Below are 17,570 nucleotides of genomic sequence, written 5' to 3' on the forward strand. Positions count from 1 at the left end.
TTTTAACTGCTCACTGTGGCCTGTTTTATCTCCGCAGCCCGTTTACAAGCGCTTCCTCTATCGCATCCCCCCTTTCAAACGCATTTTTGAAATCTCGTACAAATATATAGCTATCGTTGGATTGAAGTGCTTTCGCTCTTCAACATGTTGTAATCGCTTACAACATTATCGTTAATTGAAAATTCATCTTATATGCGGGAAAAATCTTAATCCTCTCGCGCCCATTGCGACCTTTTGCTGGGCAAGTCAAAATCGGCTTGCGTGTACAAGATTCCCCCGCGCGCCGTTGTGGCAACGCTTACATTTTTCGGTTGACCGTTACGCCTAAAGGGACGGCCTAAATCATGAGCAGGATTGCAAACGAAATAACAAACTAAAGGGGAAGACCGACTCGTGCTCTCCATTCGGCCTCCCCTTTACTCCGTGCTTTGATGCCTAATAATTCAGCGACTTGGCCAAACGTACCGGTTTGTCCGGTTTATTGCTGCTTGACGGTAATGGTGATCGTCTCGCTGGACGTCTCGCCTGCCGCATTGACCAGTACAGCGCGGTACTCGTATACGCCCGGAGCCCTGCCGGATATATTCGTTACCGCCTGCTGGGCTTTCGGCGTTGCCACGCTCAGCGTCTTCGTGTCAATCAATACGCCGTTCTCGTACAGGCGGTACTCGGAACCGTTCGTTCCCCACCACATGTTCATCGTAACATCGTAATTCCCGTCGCCGTCCCAGTTGTTATGGGACAATACCAGTTTGCCCGGCGAAGCGTCGGTGACTTTTACGATAAGCGGGTCGCATGCTGTCGTGCCGAAGACGTTCGTCAGTTCACAGGTGTACGTATACGTACCGTTCGCTTTATCCGTGATATCGATTTTCACGGTTTGGGCCTCCGGCGAGTTGTCCGTCAGCTTCTGCGCAGAGATCAGCTTGCCGTTCTTGTACAGCTTGAATTCGGTACCGTTGTTCCCCCACCACAGGTTCATGGTGACGGTATAGCTGCCGTCCTTCAGTCCCGTGTCATGTCCGTTGTTGTCGGAAAGGACCGGTTTACCCGGTGCTCCCGATGCTAACGGCGTTACATCGTGCAGCCACTGTGCCCAGCGGACAAGCACTGCCGCTTGCTCGGCCGTGAACACGTTACCGCTTTGCTTGTTCACTTCCGTGAAATACGCTTGCAGCAGTTTGCGGGCTTCCGTGCCTTTTCTTTCTGCCGCTCTCGCTTCAGCCGTTTCCAGCTGCTCCAGCTGCTACCGCCGTCCAGGCTGTACTGCACATTCCCGTAGGCCGATAACGTCACCGTCACGGGAGCTGTATACCAGCCGTTCAGGCCGTTCGGTGCGGAAGGATCGAGCGAAGCCGTGATCTTGATCTTCAGACCTTCCAGCGCTTCACGCAGCTTCTGAGCTGCCGCATCGACCTCGCCCTGCGATGCCCCGGTATTGTTATTCACAGATTGTGCAGCCGATACTTCAACCTGAAGCGCTGTAACGCTTTCAGCCGTATAGTGGTCGGCAACGACCTGATCCGCTTGGTTCAGCAAGAGCGCAAGCAACGTACGATCCACAAAGAGGAATTGCAACTCCCCGACGTTTGCAAAACCATTCGGCGTGTAATATCGCAGATAACGGTATGCCGTATTGTTGTTGATCGCTTGCGTATACCATTGCTGACCGGTATTAGGAGGAAGGCACTAAGGCCTTCCTCCCGCAACATGATTCTTCTTATTAAATGCCGGATTGATCGTGAGGCACGGTGACAGTTACAGATACAGGCGTTTTGTTGCCCGCTTTATCAGTAGCCGTGTACGTGATGGTGTAGATACTTCCTCTTTCCGCACGCACGCTGAATGAAGTGGCGGCTGTACCGAAATTGGCAAGAATATCGCCATTACCGCTGTCCGGCTGATTGCTTGTGATGGAGGTCAACACCACAGATTCAACTCCTGAACCGTCATCGGTCGAAAGCAAAGTGGCATTGATAGGTACCATCATATGATTCGGCGGCCAAATCGACGTCTTGTCCAACTGGACAGATAATACAGGGGCTGTCTTGTCCACTTTGAACTCAATCGTTTTGAGTTGTTCTACATTGCCGGCTTCATCCTTGCTGCGGTAACTGAGCTTATAAACCCCATCGCCAAAGGAAGGAATGGAACCGGTGTATACCATCCACTCGCCGTCATTGACCTGGTACTCCGTTATTACAGCTCCTCCAGCTGGATCGGCGGATACCGATAAGCTTACGGTAACATCCATTGTGTACCAGCTGTTCTTGCCGGTAGGCTGAGCAGGGCTTAATGCTGCCGTGGTGACAGGTGCATTCTTCCAAATGTTGCTTACAACCGTGCTGGTTACATTCGATATATTGCCTACAACGTCCGTTCCTCTTGCATATACCGTATCATTCTCCTGAACAACAACGGGCTCCGTATAAGCTTCCCACAGGCCGCTATCGCCCACTTTATACTCTTTCACCGCCGCATCGTCCGGATAGGTGATCATTACGGTTACACCTTGATTGGTCAGAACTGTGGTATCTACTGCCAAGATTGCGTCAGCCGGCGGTATACGGTCGATATTGCCAACCGCATATTCGGTGACGTTGGAGACATTGCCGGCAGCATCCGTACTTCTTGCATACACCATGCTGTTTTCGGAGATCACCACAGGAGCGCCGTACGCGGTCCAAACGCCGGTCTCGCCAACCTTATACTCCTTCACTGCAGCATCGACCGGATAAGTGACCGTTACGGTTACATCCTGGTTCGTCGGCTCTGTAATGTCGGCGGACAATACGGCGTCCGCAGGCGGCGTCCTGTCGATATTGCTGACGGTATAGCTGGTCACATTCGATACATTGCCTACAAAGTCCTTGCTCTGTGCATAGACAATAACATTGTCGGATACGGTGACAGGTGATTCGTACGCTGTCCATGTGCCGTTCTCACCGATTTTGTACTCCTTGACCGTCGCGTTGTCCGGATAGCTGATCGTCAAGGTAACATTGCCGCTGGTCGGGTCTGTAATGTCAGCTGTGAAGATAGCGTCCGAAGGTGCTGTCTTATAGATGTTGCTGACCGTGTAGCTCGCCACTTCCGAGATGTTGCCTGCGGCATCCGCACTTCTTGCATACACCGTTGTGTTGTCGGAAACCGTTACAGGAGCAGTGTAAACGGTCCATTCAACGTTATCGCCCACTTTGTACTCCTTCACCGCCGCGTCAAGTGGATAGTAGATCGTCACTGTAACATCTTTGTTGGTCGGCGCTGTAATATCTGCATACAAACCGGCCTCAACAGGCGGAGTAGTATCGTCGATGTTTACAGTAAGCGTGTGACGCTGCTCCTCATTGCCTGCCCAGTCTACGCTCCAATAAACGATCGTATGCGCTCCATCGGTATTTAATGTTACCGTTTTACCGGCTTGTTGCGTGCCGCCGTCAACGGTGTAATAAGTTGCCGCAACACCTGAGCTATCATCTGTGGCATTGAGGTTTATCGTTGTACCTATGACAACCGAACCCTGAGGAGCATCATCCGTTGTGACCGGAGCTGTCACGTCCGCCGCTTTCACTGCTCCATGGAATCTGACTTCTGCCATATTCCCATACCAAGTGCTTCCATTATAAATTCTAATGTAACGGTAAGGCACTTTACTGCTTACTTCAAAGGTTTGCCAATTCGGTGTAGATACCGCCGGAGTGGTGAGAGTCGTCCATGTCGTATTATCATTAGAGCCTTGGACTACTGCCCAGCGAATTCTGTCATACAAAGTTCTTCCGAGCAGTTCTACACTCGTAAGCGTAGCTTGATTGCCTGCTTTAAAGTCAAAGATAATGTAGCTTCCCGTTCCGGAGTTGTTGCCAATACGGAAGTCGGAACCCGTGCTTGCATTGCTGTCAAACAAGTAATTCACCTGCTGCAAGGTTTGCGCGGCAGTTCTTCCTGAAGTGGAATCAATCAAATTTGTGATGCTGGTGACATCGCGAATCACATCCGACTCATCGACAAGATAAAGGGAAGTGTTGTCTGTTGTTTGAGTAGCCGGAAACCCTTCCGTTCCATCTTGTCTATTGTAGTTAACGGTGAATTTAACAGGGCCTGCTTCCACCCCTTGATTTAAGGTCGGCGTAGCCATCCAGTTGATATTGTCGGTAGAAGACACAACTGCATCTTGGCCTTGAATCGTGACTTTTACGTCTTTAATAGGCTCTTTGGCTACAATCGCTACATTTACCGTGTTTCCAGGCACGATCCTGTTCATAATGACTTGAGGCGAGCTGATCGAAGCCGATTGGATTTGGGTCACGGATTCAATCTTTCCATGGAATTTCACCTCGGACATATTGCCATACCAAGCATTGCCATTGAAAATTCGAATATAACGATACGGGACATTGCCGCTGACCGATAACGTTTGCCAATCCGGTGTAGAAACCGCTGCTTTCGTGAGTGTCGTCCAAGTCGTATTATCGTTGGAGCCTTGGACAACGGCACCGTTAATTCTGCCAGATAATGATCCTTGTCTTGCAAGCAATTCTACACTCGAAAGCGTAACGAGATTGCCTTCCTTAAAGTCAAAGGTGATATAGCTTCCGGAGCCGGAGCCGTTCAACCGGAAGTCGGAACCCGAAGTTGCATCGTTGTCAAATAAATTATTCACTTGTGTTAATGTATCCGCCGCGCTTCTTCCGGAAGTAGAATCTATTAAATTCGCGAGGCTGGTTACATTGCTTATCAAATCCGATTCATCGGCAACGAACAACTTGGAACCATCGGTTGTACCATACACGGTGTCTCCGTTCGTTCCGTCCTGCTTGGTATAATCGACACTAACTTTTACATCGCCTGTTTGATCTTTTCCAGTCAAGGTTGCCGTAGCCGTCCAGTTGATATTGTCCGTCGTACTGACTGTGGCATCCTGGCCTTGAATTTTGACCGTTACGTTTTGGATCGCTTCTTTGGCCGTGATGGATGCTTTAATTGTATTGCCTAGTGCAACCCTGCCGTTAAGAGCCTGATCCGAACTTAAGGAAACCGATTGAAGCTTGTTGCCGATTTCATGACGTGTTCCATAAATGTCAAAATCGCGCATTTCCAAGAGATTAATCAAATTCCCACGAAGAACATCGGGCAGCGGTTTGATCATTTCCAATTTGATATAACGGTATTTCTCATTTTGGTACGCAGGATCCACATCAAGGGTATGATAAGCTTGCGTATACTGGGTGACTCCCGGTGTCAAACGTGTCCAGTTCATCTTATCATTGGATCCATATACCGTGGAGTTGGCGAGACGATCTACGAAAATATTGCTCTTGAATCCAAACTTGGTAGCTGAAACCTTATAATCGGGACCGAAATCCAGCAAATGATACAAATGCGGCGGTGACCCCTGCGCCAGACCAAACCAAGCGCCGCTTTCCCAATCACCATCATTCACTAAATAGGCATCTTTACCAAAGGTGGACCAAGCTACAACCTTGGACCAAGGCATACCGAAATCAGTTAAAGGCGTCACTAATTCCAGACCATCGACTGCAGCCCTTAGAGCTTGCAATTGCATATCGAACTCCGCTTCGGACGCAGTGTTAATCAGACTCAACGTGTCGTTATAAACCGTTTGGAAATTGTTGAGCGTTGCTTCCACGTAAACTTGGTTTTGATCATAGGAAGCAATGATGGCTTGTACTGCGGAAGCACGGTCGCTGCTTACGATAATGTTTACATTTTTGACCGAAACGGCAGTGCCGTCCGTAGCCGCAACGACAACGGAATAGTTTCCGGCCTCTGTAGGCTGCCAGGAAAATGCGCCTGTATGGGCATCTATCGGAAGCCCTTTGGAATTATTCTGAAACTCATATGCAATCACATCCGTGCTGTTTGCATCCGTAGCAGACAAATCTATATTCACGGACGCTCCTACATAAGAATAGATCTTCAAATCCGAGCTTCCGGCTTTGAATACCGGCGGTGTCAGATTCGTACCTGCCGCCGCATCAACGGAGTCAATATCGACGGTAACACCGGGGGCCCCTTTTACCGTCATAAAGACAATATCGTAAAAAGACCCTGCCAGCACTACATATTTCCACTCCCCCTTCGTATCCGGAAGAGTAAAGGTCGAACCCAACGAATCAAATGTGGTTACGCCATTGGTTCGAATCTTGAATCCGAAGGGTCCCGAACCGGCAGCGCCTGCAAAGCTGAGAACAGCTATTTTACTTCCTTCTTGCGTTGCATTAAATCGAATAAATCTGGTATCGCCCTCTTGCATAGTAGCCGTATTGTTGTCAAGATTCGTGTACCGGTCTTCCAGATGCAGGGTTTTTCCGCTTGTTTGATCCTGAGGAATAAACTTTGCCGCATCAGCCTCAGCCTCTTGAGGCAAGTAGAGCCAGAAGTCATTGCCTGCATCCTTATTCCGCCAGCCACCAGGGCTCGGTACGAGTTTCTTGGTGAAGGCTTCATAATAGTATGGCGCTTTCTGGGCTACATCCTCATGTTTGACATACGTATAGTAGGAATAAAAATCCCAGAAGTTAGCCGTCCCAAATCTTCCCCAGTAACCGTGTGCAATTGTATTATAAGTGTCTCTTATATATCCGCCCATACCAACGTTATCAGGGTCGCCGCCGGTAATTGCGTATGCCTGCGGTGTCCATGGCGTGTCATAACCGAGCATGAACTGCCAGAAATAGTTGGCTGCCCCTAAAATTCGATCATTCAGAAACTCCATTATGCCTACTGCATTGTCCGCTGTAGACGGGGTTCCGGCTACCGGGTCTATTTTGGTTCCCTGAGCATGGATCAAACGGGTTATGATGGCCGCGTTGGTTAAGTCGCCACCGCCATGGGCCTGATCTCTCCCCATCTCCATATGCTGAACATGAGGTTCTACCGGCGTTCCTTCCCCGACTATCATTCCGGGTTTTTGTTCTTCCGTAACCCACCGGAACAGAGCCTTAACCGATCCGTTGAAGCCTTGGTCATTAGCTGTACGGTTAACGGTAAACCATTCCACAGCCTCGTTGTATCTCTCGCGGTTGCCGGTAAAGATATACCCTGCCATGGCTCCTATGATCGGATAATTATGCTGGTTCATAAAATGGTGTTGACTATGTAGCAATGTTTCCGTTACCGGAACAATAAGATTGTTGGTAAATTTAGCTGTATCTTGGTCTGTCCAAGCCAGTGATTCTGTTTGAGTGCTTGTATACCTTAATATCTCCGCTGCCATGACCATTCGGTTAAGAGGTATTCCTGCGTGAATATGCGCATCTGTATAGTACGCGTATTTCGCAGGATCCATCTGTTCCCAAATGCGGATAATTATCATTGCATTGGCACGGTATACTTCATCACCGGTAATAAAATACATTAGCGCCTGTGTATATGCTTTTACGGCATCGTCAATAAACCTGCCTTGAAAGCCCTGACTGTCAAAATTATCGTTGAGCGGTGTCACACCGTCTCTGCTGTTGCTTGAACCAACCGTTCTTGAAGCCTCGGATGCTTCGAGCACCATGGAATTAAAATAGTACGTCCAAGGCTGCGCTCCCGACCTTATCTTCGTTCTAACGTTATCAAGGAGCTCCTTGGTCAGTCCGACACCGGGATGAGTAAATCCGGCTTCATCGGTAGTTACAGTTATCTGCGGCAGATAATCTGTAAAAATCGATGTTGTTTCCGCCTTAACGGTAACCGGCAAAGCGATTAAAAGCATCTGTGCTATCATTACAATGGCTGTAACAAGGGATAACACTCTTCTTCCCTTTTGTTTCATCTGTAATCACCCTTTCATTTCCCTAAAAAATTAAAGCGTTTTCACAAATCCCTGCTTTGATTGATTAAATAAGATTCACATAGCAGGCATTTATCTAGGATAGGAACATCTATAGATTTGATTTACCTAAATCTATAGATGTCCCTGATTTACTTAAACAAATAATAATGCATTCTTCATTGTGATGGATATTGAGAATATTTTACTTCTTTTGAGCGAGGAAGGCGTTTATTTGATTCTTCAATTCTTCTTTTATCTTATCTACACCTGAATCCTTCAAATCCGCATTCATCTTCGACAAATTATCATTCACGTCGCCGAAACCGGACAATAAGAATGGAAGATACTTCTCCATAACGGTGTTGCATTTGGCCATTTCATTTTTTACAGGCTCTTGATCAAATGTAAATCCTGCCAATGCATTTTTCTTATACGTTTCCGGCTTAAATTGATATTCATAATATTGCTGAAGCTGCTCCGGCAATCCTGCAGGAATTCGATACAGTGTCGGATTCCAAGTCATCTGGTAACCAGGGAAGAGGTAATTTTTAGCCGGATCGACTCCATCCGGAAGCTTCCACTGATTACTTCCTACAGCCTCCCAGTTTGTACCTTCGATACCGTAAGTGAATAAGTCATTGTTCTCCTGGCTGGAGAAAACCCAATCCAGGAATTCCATTGTTCTTTCAATTTTTTTAGAAGAAGCAGGTATTGCCATGAAATTCCATGCCTTGCCATCCGTAGATTGCATTCCAGGCGCCATTTCCTGATTGTTCTTGAAGATCGGCCAGAAACCGAGCTCCGCGTTCGGATCTTGTGCCTTTTCTTTGGCTTCGTTTGCCTTGAAATTGCTTATGGTTACGAATCCGGAAGCGGCTTGCTTTCCTGTTCCAGTCGTATTCGTCAGGGTATCTGCCGGGATAAATTTGTTAAATCGCTTCGCTTGATTAAACTGGTTCATAAGATAATCCAGACCGTATTTGGGATTAATGTTCGCCCATTCGGATGCCGGATCGCCATAAGCTGCCACACCCGCAACGGATTTCTCATCATCGGCTATTTGAACATAAATGAAATTTTTCCTCGGATTTCCGATGCCGGTAAATGGAAATACTTTTCCCTCCAGCTGTTGTGCATTGATATCGGTAAATAATTTAAAGAAAGCAGCAGTTCCGTAGTTCGCATGTGGTATCATGTCTTTTTCATTTTCTTTTACTTTTTCAAGGAAGTTATACAAATCGTCATAACTGCTGATATCCTTCATTCCATACTTCGTTAACAAATCTTTTCTGTACCATACACCTTCCATATCCATGAAAGCGTTTGTAATTGGAATGACATAGGTTTTGCCATAGAGCTTATTATCATTGATATACTCTTCCGAGAAAGCCTTCTGAAGTCCGGGATATTTAGGGTTGTTAAAGTATTCGCTTAAATCTGCCAACGCGCCATCTCTAGCGAATTTATCCTTTTCCCATGGGTTAAAGAGGTCGATGTCTTCTCCCGATGTGATCCATAATTGATGCAAGGATCCATAGTCGGCAGGCGCTGTAAATGTAAGATTCAAGGTCGTGTTAAGCGTATCCTTCGTCTGTTTCTCAAACTCCTTAATGGCAGGATCGACAGCGCGATAATGCCCGTTTTCAGTCCCGAAGAAACGAATATTAAGCGTAACCGGATCCTTCTGTTTTGCGGGTTCAGTACCTTCTGTCGCATTGCCGGCGGGTGCATTGCTGTTAGGCGCGGTGCTTTCATCCGGCTTGTTTGGCGCCTTGCTGCATCCAACGAATAAAGTAGCAAGCATCATTACAGCAAGCAGCGTTACAAAAAACTTCTTTTTGTTCATCTTTCTTCCTCCCTTATTTTGTTCAATCATATATACTAAACCGCTTTTGCGGGATTAGCCCTTAACGGCTCCAACTACTAATCCCTTAACAAAGTACTTTTGCAGAAAAGGATATACAAAAATAATGGGACCTACAGTGACTACGGCAGTAGCCATTCTGGCAGTATTGGTTGGAATTACATAATTAACTATAACTCCTTGCATTTGATTCATTTGATTCATAAAGTCCACTTCTCTCAACACCTTTATGATCAAATATTGCAATGAATACAGGTCTTTATCGGTAATAAAAAGGGTGGCTGTAAACCATTCGTTCCAGAAACTGAGTCCATAAAACAATCCGATCGTTGCCATTGCAGGTTTTGCTAAGGGAAGGATGATTTTAAATAAAATATAGATGTCATTAGCTCCATCTATTTTGGCGGACTCCGCCAGCGAATCCGGTATTTGCCTGAAGAAATTTCTTAACAGAAACATATTAAACGGATTAACCAACGCCGGTATAATATAAACTAGGATATTATTACTTAAACCTAAATATTTTGAGATAAGAAGATACGTAGGTATCAAACCTCCGCTAAACAGCATCGTAAAATAGACGAAAAAAGCAATCTTGTTTCTGTGAGTAAACGTCTTCACAGAAAGGGCATAAGCCATAGCACTGGTAATGATAAGGCAAAGGATCGTACCCACAACCGTGAAAATGATCGTTGTCTTGTAAGCGCTGAATATTGCGTTATCCTGAAATATAACCTCGTAAGCAAATAACGAGAATTGTTTGGGAATAAGAGCAAAGCCGGTCAATTGTACAGCTTTTTCGTCCGATAGAGAGCTTGATATAATAAGGATAAAAGGCACAATGCAAAATATTGAAAATATGGCCATGAAAAGATAAGAAAATAGATCTAATGCCTTATTCTCCAAGCTGCTTTTCATTTTTTTATCTCCTTCCTTTAAAAAATGGCTGAATCCGAATCATATTTCTTGGCAAAATAATTCGTTATATATACGATGACAAAACCTACAAGTGATTGATAAAATCCGATCGCAGTAGACATGCTGATTTCATTCATTTGTCTAAGCATTCTGAATACATAAGTGTCAATAACATCGGTCGTGTCATACAAATTAGGGTTGTCGCCAACAATCGCATAAATCATACCTAAATCCCCGTGGAATATGCCTCCGATGCCAAATAAGGTCAACAGCACTGCTGTTGTTCTAAGCTGCGGCAAGGTAATCTTTGTAATACACTGCATACGGCCGGCACCGTCGATTTTGGCAGCTTCATAGATTTCCTGGTCAATGCCTGCTATAGCAGCCAGATAGATAACGGAACCGAAGCCTGCGGTTTTCCATATTTTTAGAACAACCAGTATACCGACCCATAAATTCGGATTGGAGTAAAAAGTGATTTCCTGTCCTTCTTGAATAAAACCAAACGTCTTTAAAACGGAATTAATTAATCCTACATCCGTCGACAGTAATGCATAAACAAACATCGAAACTAATGTCCAGGAAATAAAATTCGGCAGAATGGCAATCGATTGTGTCACGTTCTTGAAATATTTGGAGCTGATTTCCGATAGAACAATGGCAATAAGGATCGAAAAAAACAGACCTGTAAAAAGAAACAATATATTTAAATACAGCGTGTTCCAGGTTACAATCAGCCAATCCTTTGAAGTGAAGAAGTATTCAAAATTTTTCAGACCGACAAATTTACTTTTAAAAAGTCCTTTCACCGTATTAAAGTCTTGAAAAGCTACGATTAACCCTACCATCGGCAGGTACTTGAAAATTACAAAATATAAAACGCCCGGAAAAACTAATAAGTACAAATAGAAATTTTGTTTCACATCTGATAGGAAGCTCTTTTTATTCTTCTTCATCACTACGCTGTCCGCTTTATTATTGCTCAAAGCCACATTCACATTTATCATCCTCCCCATATGCTAAATAAATCTCTCGGCTCGCGTCGTGGTAACACTGAAAGCCTTTTCCCTTTTGACTCTAATACCAAGTTGATGAGTGTTCAAGTTCTCGTTTTATCAAAATGCCGATTTGATGGTTTTTGAACCTGTTCAAAAACACACTGCAACGTATCCCGATGCTATTTGAACTCAACGGTTTACAAGAAAAAGAACCGACAGCATGAATGACTATTCGACATAGTCAATTCCGCTGTCGGCTCTTTATCTGTTTCACATTACCCATTCGAACTTCGCTTGCTTTGACTCCCACTATTCTGGATACTCATTCTATAATTCTCCGGAGTTCTGCCAAAGTGTTTTTTAAATACGGTAAAGAAGTGCTTACTATTCTCTGGATACCCAACTAATTCAGCAATCCTGCCGACAGGATAATCCGTTTCAATTAGAAGTCTCTGCGCTGCTGACATCCTGCATTGTGTAATATAATCTGATAATGATATACCCGTTATCTCTTTGAAAATAGACCTGACATAATTACAAGACAGCTCTACATACTCTGCTACTGTATCCGTTGAAATATTTATGCCATCATAATGCTTTCCAACATAATCTTTAATTTTATTTACAATAATGGTTTTTACATTTTCTTTAGAATCATTGCCTTTTGTCTCTACAAATTTGGAAAAGAGTGAATAGAGATACGTTTTTATTTCCTCCAACGTTTCGCAAGTCTGGATCTCAGAAACAAGCACCTTTATGCTGTATTCTCCATTCTCAATACTAGTCTTGGCTAAACCGCTTAGTGTCCTTGTAAGCAACACGGCTAACTGCAACACCGTTATTTGTATTTCATCAGCACTATATAAAGCAAGCCTTTCAAAAAACTCATTAAGGCTTGTGTCAATTTTTCTTAAATTGCATTCCTTTATGGCTTCGATCATTCTCTTCTCAATATCATAAGGATATTCATGGAGATCATTATTATTTCGTTCAGCTATATCACCATATTCTATGACTGCTTTTCTACCGAATATAATTCGGTAATTCGAAGCTGCCAGTGCATTCTGGAAGGATTTACTTATACCTTCAACTCCTTCTACAATATCACCTATTCCCGCAGATACCGAAATCTTCAGATATTTGTCTACTTTATCTTGTATTTCCTTTGTAGTATCGATTAGTTTACTCACAATCTCGCCACTTCTATCATTTACATTTAAAATAATACTTACATAATCGTGTCCGTTATCAACGCCCTCTACCTTAAATCGTTTATCACTAAAGAATTCACTTGCAATGTTAAGAATTGCAAATTTAACTAATCTTACGTCTTTCGACCATTTACCTGAAAGAACATTTTCAAGTGAATCCATTTTAAGTACAATGGTCAAAAAGAATGGAGCGTCAAAACTTACCCCGCATTCCATCATATAATCTTTGTCGTAGATTTTTTCGTCAATTTCCCCATCAACTAATTTTCCCAAAAATGTCTTCTTCTTATCATTCAATAATCTGTTTGAATCCAGTCTGTATTTATGAAGCAATTTTCTAAAGGGATTATAGATACTTGATGTAAAAAATACAGCTAAAATGATCCCCGCAAGTATAAAAATAATTGTTAAAATCAATAATGTCCTTTGCATAGAATATGCTGACGATAATAGCTTGCTATATTCGCCAATGCCTATAAATATCAAGCCTAAATGCTTTGCTTTCACATAGCTGACAAGTGATTCCTTATCATTAATCTTTGTAATAAAACTGCCTTTTTCACTGTTAGACTGCATAATTTGTTTCGTAAAGCTTTCATTGGCAAGATTTTTATTGATCATAGAAGTGTCTTCATGAGATAATACATTACCGTTCTTATACATGATCAATACTTGATTAAGATCTCCGGTTCTTCCACTAGTAACCATCCGCTGTAGTATTCTTTGATCTAGATTAACTACCAATGACGATTCAATTTCACCATTATTTGCAGTGTTTGCAAGAACCAAGGTCAATAAATTTTCGCTTATATTTCTATTATCTATTACATAATCCGCTTTTCTTGTAAAATATTCATCAGAAACGATTTGTTCCGTATTCCTCAGAATATGGATTATATCTTGATCCAAAAAATCTGTTGTCGTCTGGATCCCTTCTCCTACCTCAGAAATACTGAATATTACCCTGTCAGCCTTTGAATTATAAATATAAATGGAACGAATAAGCGGATTTGACTTCACATATTGCTTTAATTTCTTTAATACATCTTGATCGGCGAATGCATCTGATTTATCAACATACAAACCATAATTAAGATCACTATCCAAACTATTGATAAATAACTGATAAAAGTTATAATAAACATTTATGAGCATTAGATCTGCAATATAATAAGATTGCGATATAAAATTTTCAGAGGTTTGACTGACTTGCTCTATACTTCTATTGCTGTAAGTACGAAATAATACAAAGGAAAAAACGGATAATAGAACGATAACAATAACTAAATAAGATGATAAGATTTTTATTAATAAAGAATTTCTTCTATAGTGGGATTTCAGCCTGCCCCCTAAACGATCTACTTTCATTTTGCAGTCCCCCCTCCCCCTCGATATATCTATTGGGAGAACGACCTGGGAAACCGATCTTGTATTCAGTCCCCCAGTTCGCCCAGAACCGTCCTTTAGTCACTTACGAAACTGAATGCCATGGGAGTGCTCATTGATGTCGAAATGTCCCTGCTCCGCATCCAGAATCAACTCACCGTTTATACGCAGATTGGTGAAGGTGACACCATCCACGGTCCGTTCCTGGTCAAACCCGTAAATACGGTTTTTATGTTCATTTTTCCCGTTATAGGTCACATTCCGGAAATGTATGTTCTCAATTCGTTTACCGGCAACAGGGTTATATTTCTCATTCCACACTACACGGATGTCGACCAGCTGGCCCAGTTCAAAATCCTCCACACGAATGTTGTCATAGGTGACGTTCCGCACCGTATTATTATCGCCGACATTTATATTCATGGCCCCCCAATAACCGGGCTGGGGCTCATGATGCTCCAAAATATCGATATTGCTGAACTGGATATCCTCGATTAAATCGCCTCCCCGACGATAGTCCCCATGTCCGCCGATATTCATCGCATGAGCTACGTCAGCCCAAAGGACGGAGTCTTTGACACTTACGCAGCGTGAATCCCCTTTATAATCCCAACGGCTTCCGTATACGGCAATACAATCGTCGGACGTCCGCAGGAACACATCCTCGATCTCAATATGCGAGCTGGACATCATGTCGATGCCGTCGCACCATCCCCGCGTGCTGAAGGATTTGAAGTTGCGAATTCGGATATGCTCGGACTTGCCGATGTAAATGCTGTAGTGCGGCGGGTCCAGCAGCACGATTCCTTCCACCGTAATATGGTGCGAATAAATGATCCGCACACCTCGAAAAGCGGAAAACCGGTGGAAGTCGGACAAATACAGCATCCCTCTGCCGCGGATAGTGACATCCTGCACATGATCGCAAACGAGGGACCCGACAACAATGGCGCCGCCGGCGATATAGACGGTTTTCCCGGACGGAATGCGGAAAATCGTTTCCTCCAAATAGTGCATCCCCGGCCCGAAATAGATCACTTCCGGAGCCGCTCCTCCAGGCAGCGGACTATTCACCAAACGTTGAATATCCTCCATTCTGTGTATGGCAGGCTTCAAGAACAGCACATTCGGGTCATCCGGTTTCGGTGGATTGTCCTCCGGAGCATTCGCAAAAAGATGAAGATTGCCGAAGCGGTCCCCATTCACTTCTATGGACAGCTTGCAAGGTTCATTCAAACGGAAGGTAACAGCCGCTCCTTCCACCTCGAACGGAATTTGCTTCGAGAGGGGGCGGATGACGGTTTGATGAACAGGTCCCTTCCGGCTCTCGACCCGGACCTCCACCGTTCCTTCCATGTCAAAATAGGCCATGGAAGCCTGTCTAACATTGTGCATGTCCACCTTCGCTTCATACACGAAGAGTGGCTGCCAGCTCCCCCCCGGAATGCGGACGCTAACCTCAAAATCGTCTCGGCCTACCGCCCCTTCGGGTGCCTCCCAAATCTTTAAATGGCTCATCAATTTTTTCCTCACTTCAAAGTTTTGTTGTGTCCCTGGCGCTATCCCCCAAATGTAAACGATTGAAAGCGCTATTTCCATGTCAATTTCATTCGATTTTTTTTGAATTCTTTCAAAATCGGATGTTAATTTCTTTGGAAATGAAAAAAAACAGCCGAAATCGGCTGTTTGGGAAATATTGGGGGCGGAAATGCGCTATTCTGCCTCGCTTAGCTTCCTATTCGATTACTTCTTTTGCCGCCGTGCATATATCTTGTTGGCTTCGTCCGTCAATTCTTGACCGCCGGATTTCAGCCAATTCACCTTAAAATCGTCGAACCCTTTATCCGTTTCCGCTTTGCCGATAACGGCTTTAATCAAATAATTGTCCACCAGCGTCTGCAGACTCGCCCAATTTTTCGCCTTGGCGGTCAATACGGCCGGGCCAATAACGTCCCTGAGCGGCTCATAACCGCTGTCCAGCTTCGCCTTCAGATCCAGCAATTCCTTGGTCGTATTATATTTCACCATGGAAGTATCAACATACGAAAGCGGGTTGTAGAAGCTGCCGGCGCCGGCTTTTGAGGCCTCCGGTGTCGGCCTTGCAATGACAAAGTCGCCGTTCATATCGTAGTTGACTCCCTTTTCACCGTAAACCGTAAGCAGCCAGCCTTCCGGATTTGTTGCAACGTATTCGAGAATTTGCTCAATCCTGGTCCGTTTCGCCGCATCCTTCTCAAGCTGCACGCCTAACAATACAGGGGCTTGACGCGCGCCGGCGGAGAAGGCATACGCTTTGCCGGCCGGCCCGATAACCGGCTTTCCTGCAATAACGTGTTGGCCCTTTTCCAATGCGGATTTCGCAATATATACGGATTCAGCGTCGAAGCTGCGCCAACCCATGTTATCGACCATGCCGATCTTTTGGTTGGAAAATTTTTCATTGAGCTGGCCGTTATCTGCTGTTATGAACTCCGGATCGATAAGTCCGGCTTCGAACCACTTATTCAGAAGCTTGAGTGCCGAGCGGGTTTCTTCGGTTATCCCGCCATACACAACCTTTCCATCTGTGCCCAACTTGAACTGATACGGCGATACGCCATAAGCCGAGAATACGGAAGTAAACATTTGAATCGGGAGCTTGCCTCGGCCCGACATGCCGTACGTATCCTTCCTGCCGTTGCCGTCCGGATCGTTATTCACGAATTTGTTGAGCACATCCTCCAGCTCCGCGAGCGTCTTCGGAGGCTCGTTGTAGCCGATTTTCTTCAGCCATGCTTCATTATAACCGGGGATCATGCCTGAATTGCCGGTAGGCCATACCTTCGGGATTCCCCAGTTCCTTCCATTATAGAAACCGGCATTCCATGCGTCGGCGTCAAACGATTCCAGCGCTTTCGAATAATTCGGCATATTTTTTCTGATTTCATCCGGGGAAATGCTGGCAATGATGCCCTGATCCGCCCATGTGGCTAAATCGATCTCGTTTGCATCGATTGGGAAAATGTCGGGAATTTGACCGGAAGCAAGCAGCACATTGAATTTATCCTTCCATCCCTGCCGTTCAAATTTGACATTTTTGATTTTAACATTGAATTTCTGCTCCAGCTGTTTCTGCACATAGTTGTCGTCAGCTTCAGGAGCACTGAAATTATTCGCCCAAGTAATCTCGATCCGTTTGTCGTTGGCCTCGGGCTTCACAGTTTCAACAAACGACCCCGGCGTAGTCCCACTATCGCTTAGCTTGCCGCAACCGATCGCTACGAACGTCATCGACAAGACAATACCCGTCAAACTCAGCAAAGTTTTCTTTCTTTGTTTTTTTCTTTGATTCATTGGTTTGACCTCACCTTTTTTTTACAATGTTTCATACCCGTTAGATTCCGTTTTTTGAAGTATTCAAATGCAAAAAA

8 protein-coding genes and 1 pseudogene are annotated in these 17,570 nt (G+C 44.6%); all 9 read right to left on the minus strand.

The window, feature by feature from the left end:
• Positions 1 to 478: 478 nt before the first annotated feature.
• Positions 479 to 1,054: pseudogene (locus tag ASG81_RS11585) on the minus strand (chitinase N-terminal domain-containing protein); the annotation flags it as partial.
• Positions 1,055 to 1,152: 98 nt separating this feature from the next.
• Positions 1,153 to 1,563: an FIVAR domain-containing protein gene (locus ASG81_RS11590; RefSeq protein ID WP_056633706.1), complete on the minus strand. Its 411-nt coding sequence runs from the start codon at positions 1,561 to 1,563 to the stop codon at positions 1,153 to 1,155.
• Positions 1,564 to 1,723: 160 nt separating this feature from the next.
• Entirely contained in the window at positions 1,724 to 7,783 is a 6,060-nt protein-coding gene (locus tag ASG81_RS11595; protein WP_056633710.1) for an OmpL47-type beta-barrel domain-containing protein, read from the minus strand.
• Positions 7,784 to 7,985: 202 nt separating this feature from the next.
• Entirely contained in the window at positions 7,986 to 9,629 is a 1,644-nt protein-coding gene (locus ASG81_RS11600; RefSeq protein ID WP_056633713.1) for an ABC transporter substrate-binding protein, read from the minus strand.
• Positions 9,630 to 9,683: 54 nt separating this feature from the next.
• Positions 9,684 to 10,565, minus strand: a complete 882-nt coding sequence (locus tag ASG81_RS11605) for a carbohydrate ABC transporter permease (protein WP_056633716.1) — start codon at positions 10,563 to 10,565, stop codon at positions 9,684 to 9,686.
• 17 nt (positions 10,566 to 10,582) lie between these two features.
• Positions 10,583 to 11,563 (minus strand): ABC transporter permease, encoded by a 981-nt coding sequence (locus tag ASG81_RS11610; RefSeq protein ID WP_056633720.1) that lies wholly within the window; start codon positions 11,561 to 11,563, stop codon positions 10,583 to 10,585.
• Between the two features lie 275 nt (positions 11,564 to 11,838).
• A complete protein-coding gene (locus ASG81_RS11615; RefSeq protein WP_056633722.1) occupies positions 11,839 to 14,142 on the minus strand; it encodes a helix-turn-helix domain-containing protein in 2,304 nt (767 codons plus the stop codon).
• 99 nt (positions 14,143 to 14,241) lie between these two features.
• Complete coding sequence (locus tag ASG81_RS11620; RefSeq protein WP_056633726.1) at positions 14,242 to 15,678, minus strand: glycosyl hydrolase family 28 protein; 1,437 nt, start codon at positions 15,676 to 15,678, stop codon at positions 14,242 to 14,244.
• Positions 15,679 to 15,903: 225 nt separating this feature from the next.
• Positions 15,904 to 17,493: an extracellular solute-binding protein gene (locus ASG81_RS11625; RefSeq protein WP_056633728.1), complete on the minus strand. Its 1,590-nt coding sequence runs from the start codon at positions 17,491 to 17,493 to the stop codon at positions 15,904 to 15,906.
• Positions 17,494 to 17,570: the final 77 nt, after the last annotated feature.

Source organism: Paenibacillus sp. Soil522, from assembly GCF_001428245.1.
Lineage (GTDB): Bacteria > Bacillota > Bacilli > Paenibacillales > Paenibacillaceae > Pristimantibacillus.

Excerpts from the sequence above, each read along its gene's own strand:
- ASG81_RS11595 (WP_056633710.1), bottom strand. The coding sequence starts at position 7,783 with ATGAAACAAAAGGGAAGAAGAGTGTTATCCCTTGTTACAGCCATTGTA.
- ASG81_RS11600 (WP_056633713.1), bottom strand. The coding sequence starts at position 9,629 with ATGAACAAAAAGAAGTTTTTTGTAACGCTGCTTGCTGTAATGATGCTT.
- ASG81_RS11605 (WP_056633716.1), bottom strand. The coding sequence starts at position 10,565 with ATGAAAAGCAGCTTGGAGAATAAGGCATTAGATCTATTTTCTTATCTT.
- ASG81_RS11615 (WP_056633722.1), bottom strand. The coding sequence starts at position 14,142 with ATGAAAGTAGATCGTTTAGGGGGCAGGCTGAAATCCCACTATAGAAGA.
- ASG81_RS11620 (WP_056633726.1), bottom strand. The coding sequence starts at position 15,678 with ATGAGCCATTTAAAGATTTGGGAGGCACCCGAAGGGGCGGTAGGCCGA.
- ASG81_RS11625 (WP_056633728.1), bottom strand. The coding sequence starts at position 17,493 with ATGAATCAAAGAAAAAAACAAAGAAAGAAAACTTTGCTGAGTTTGACG.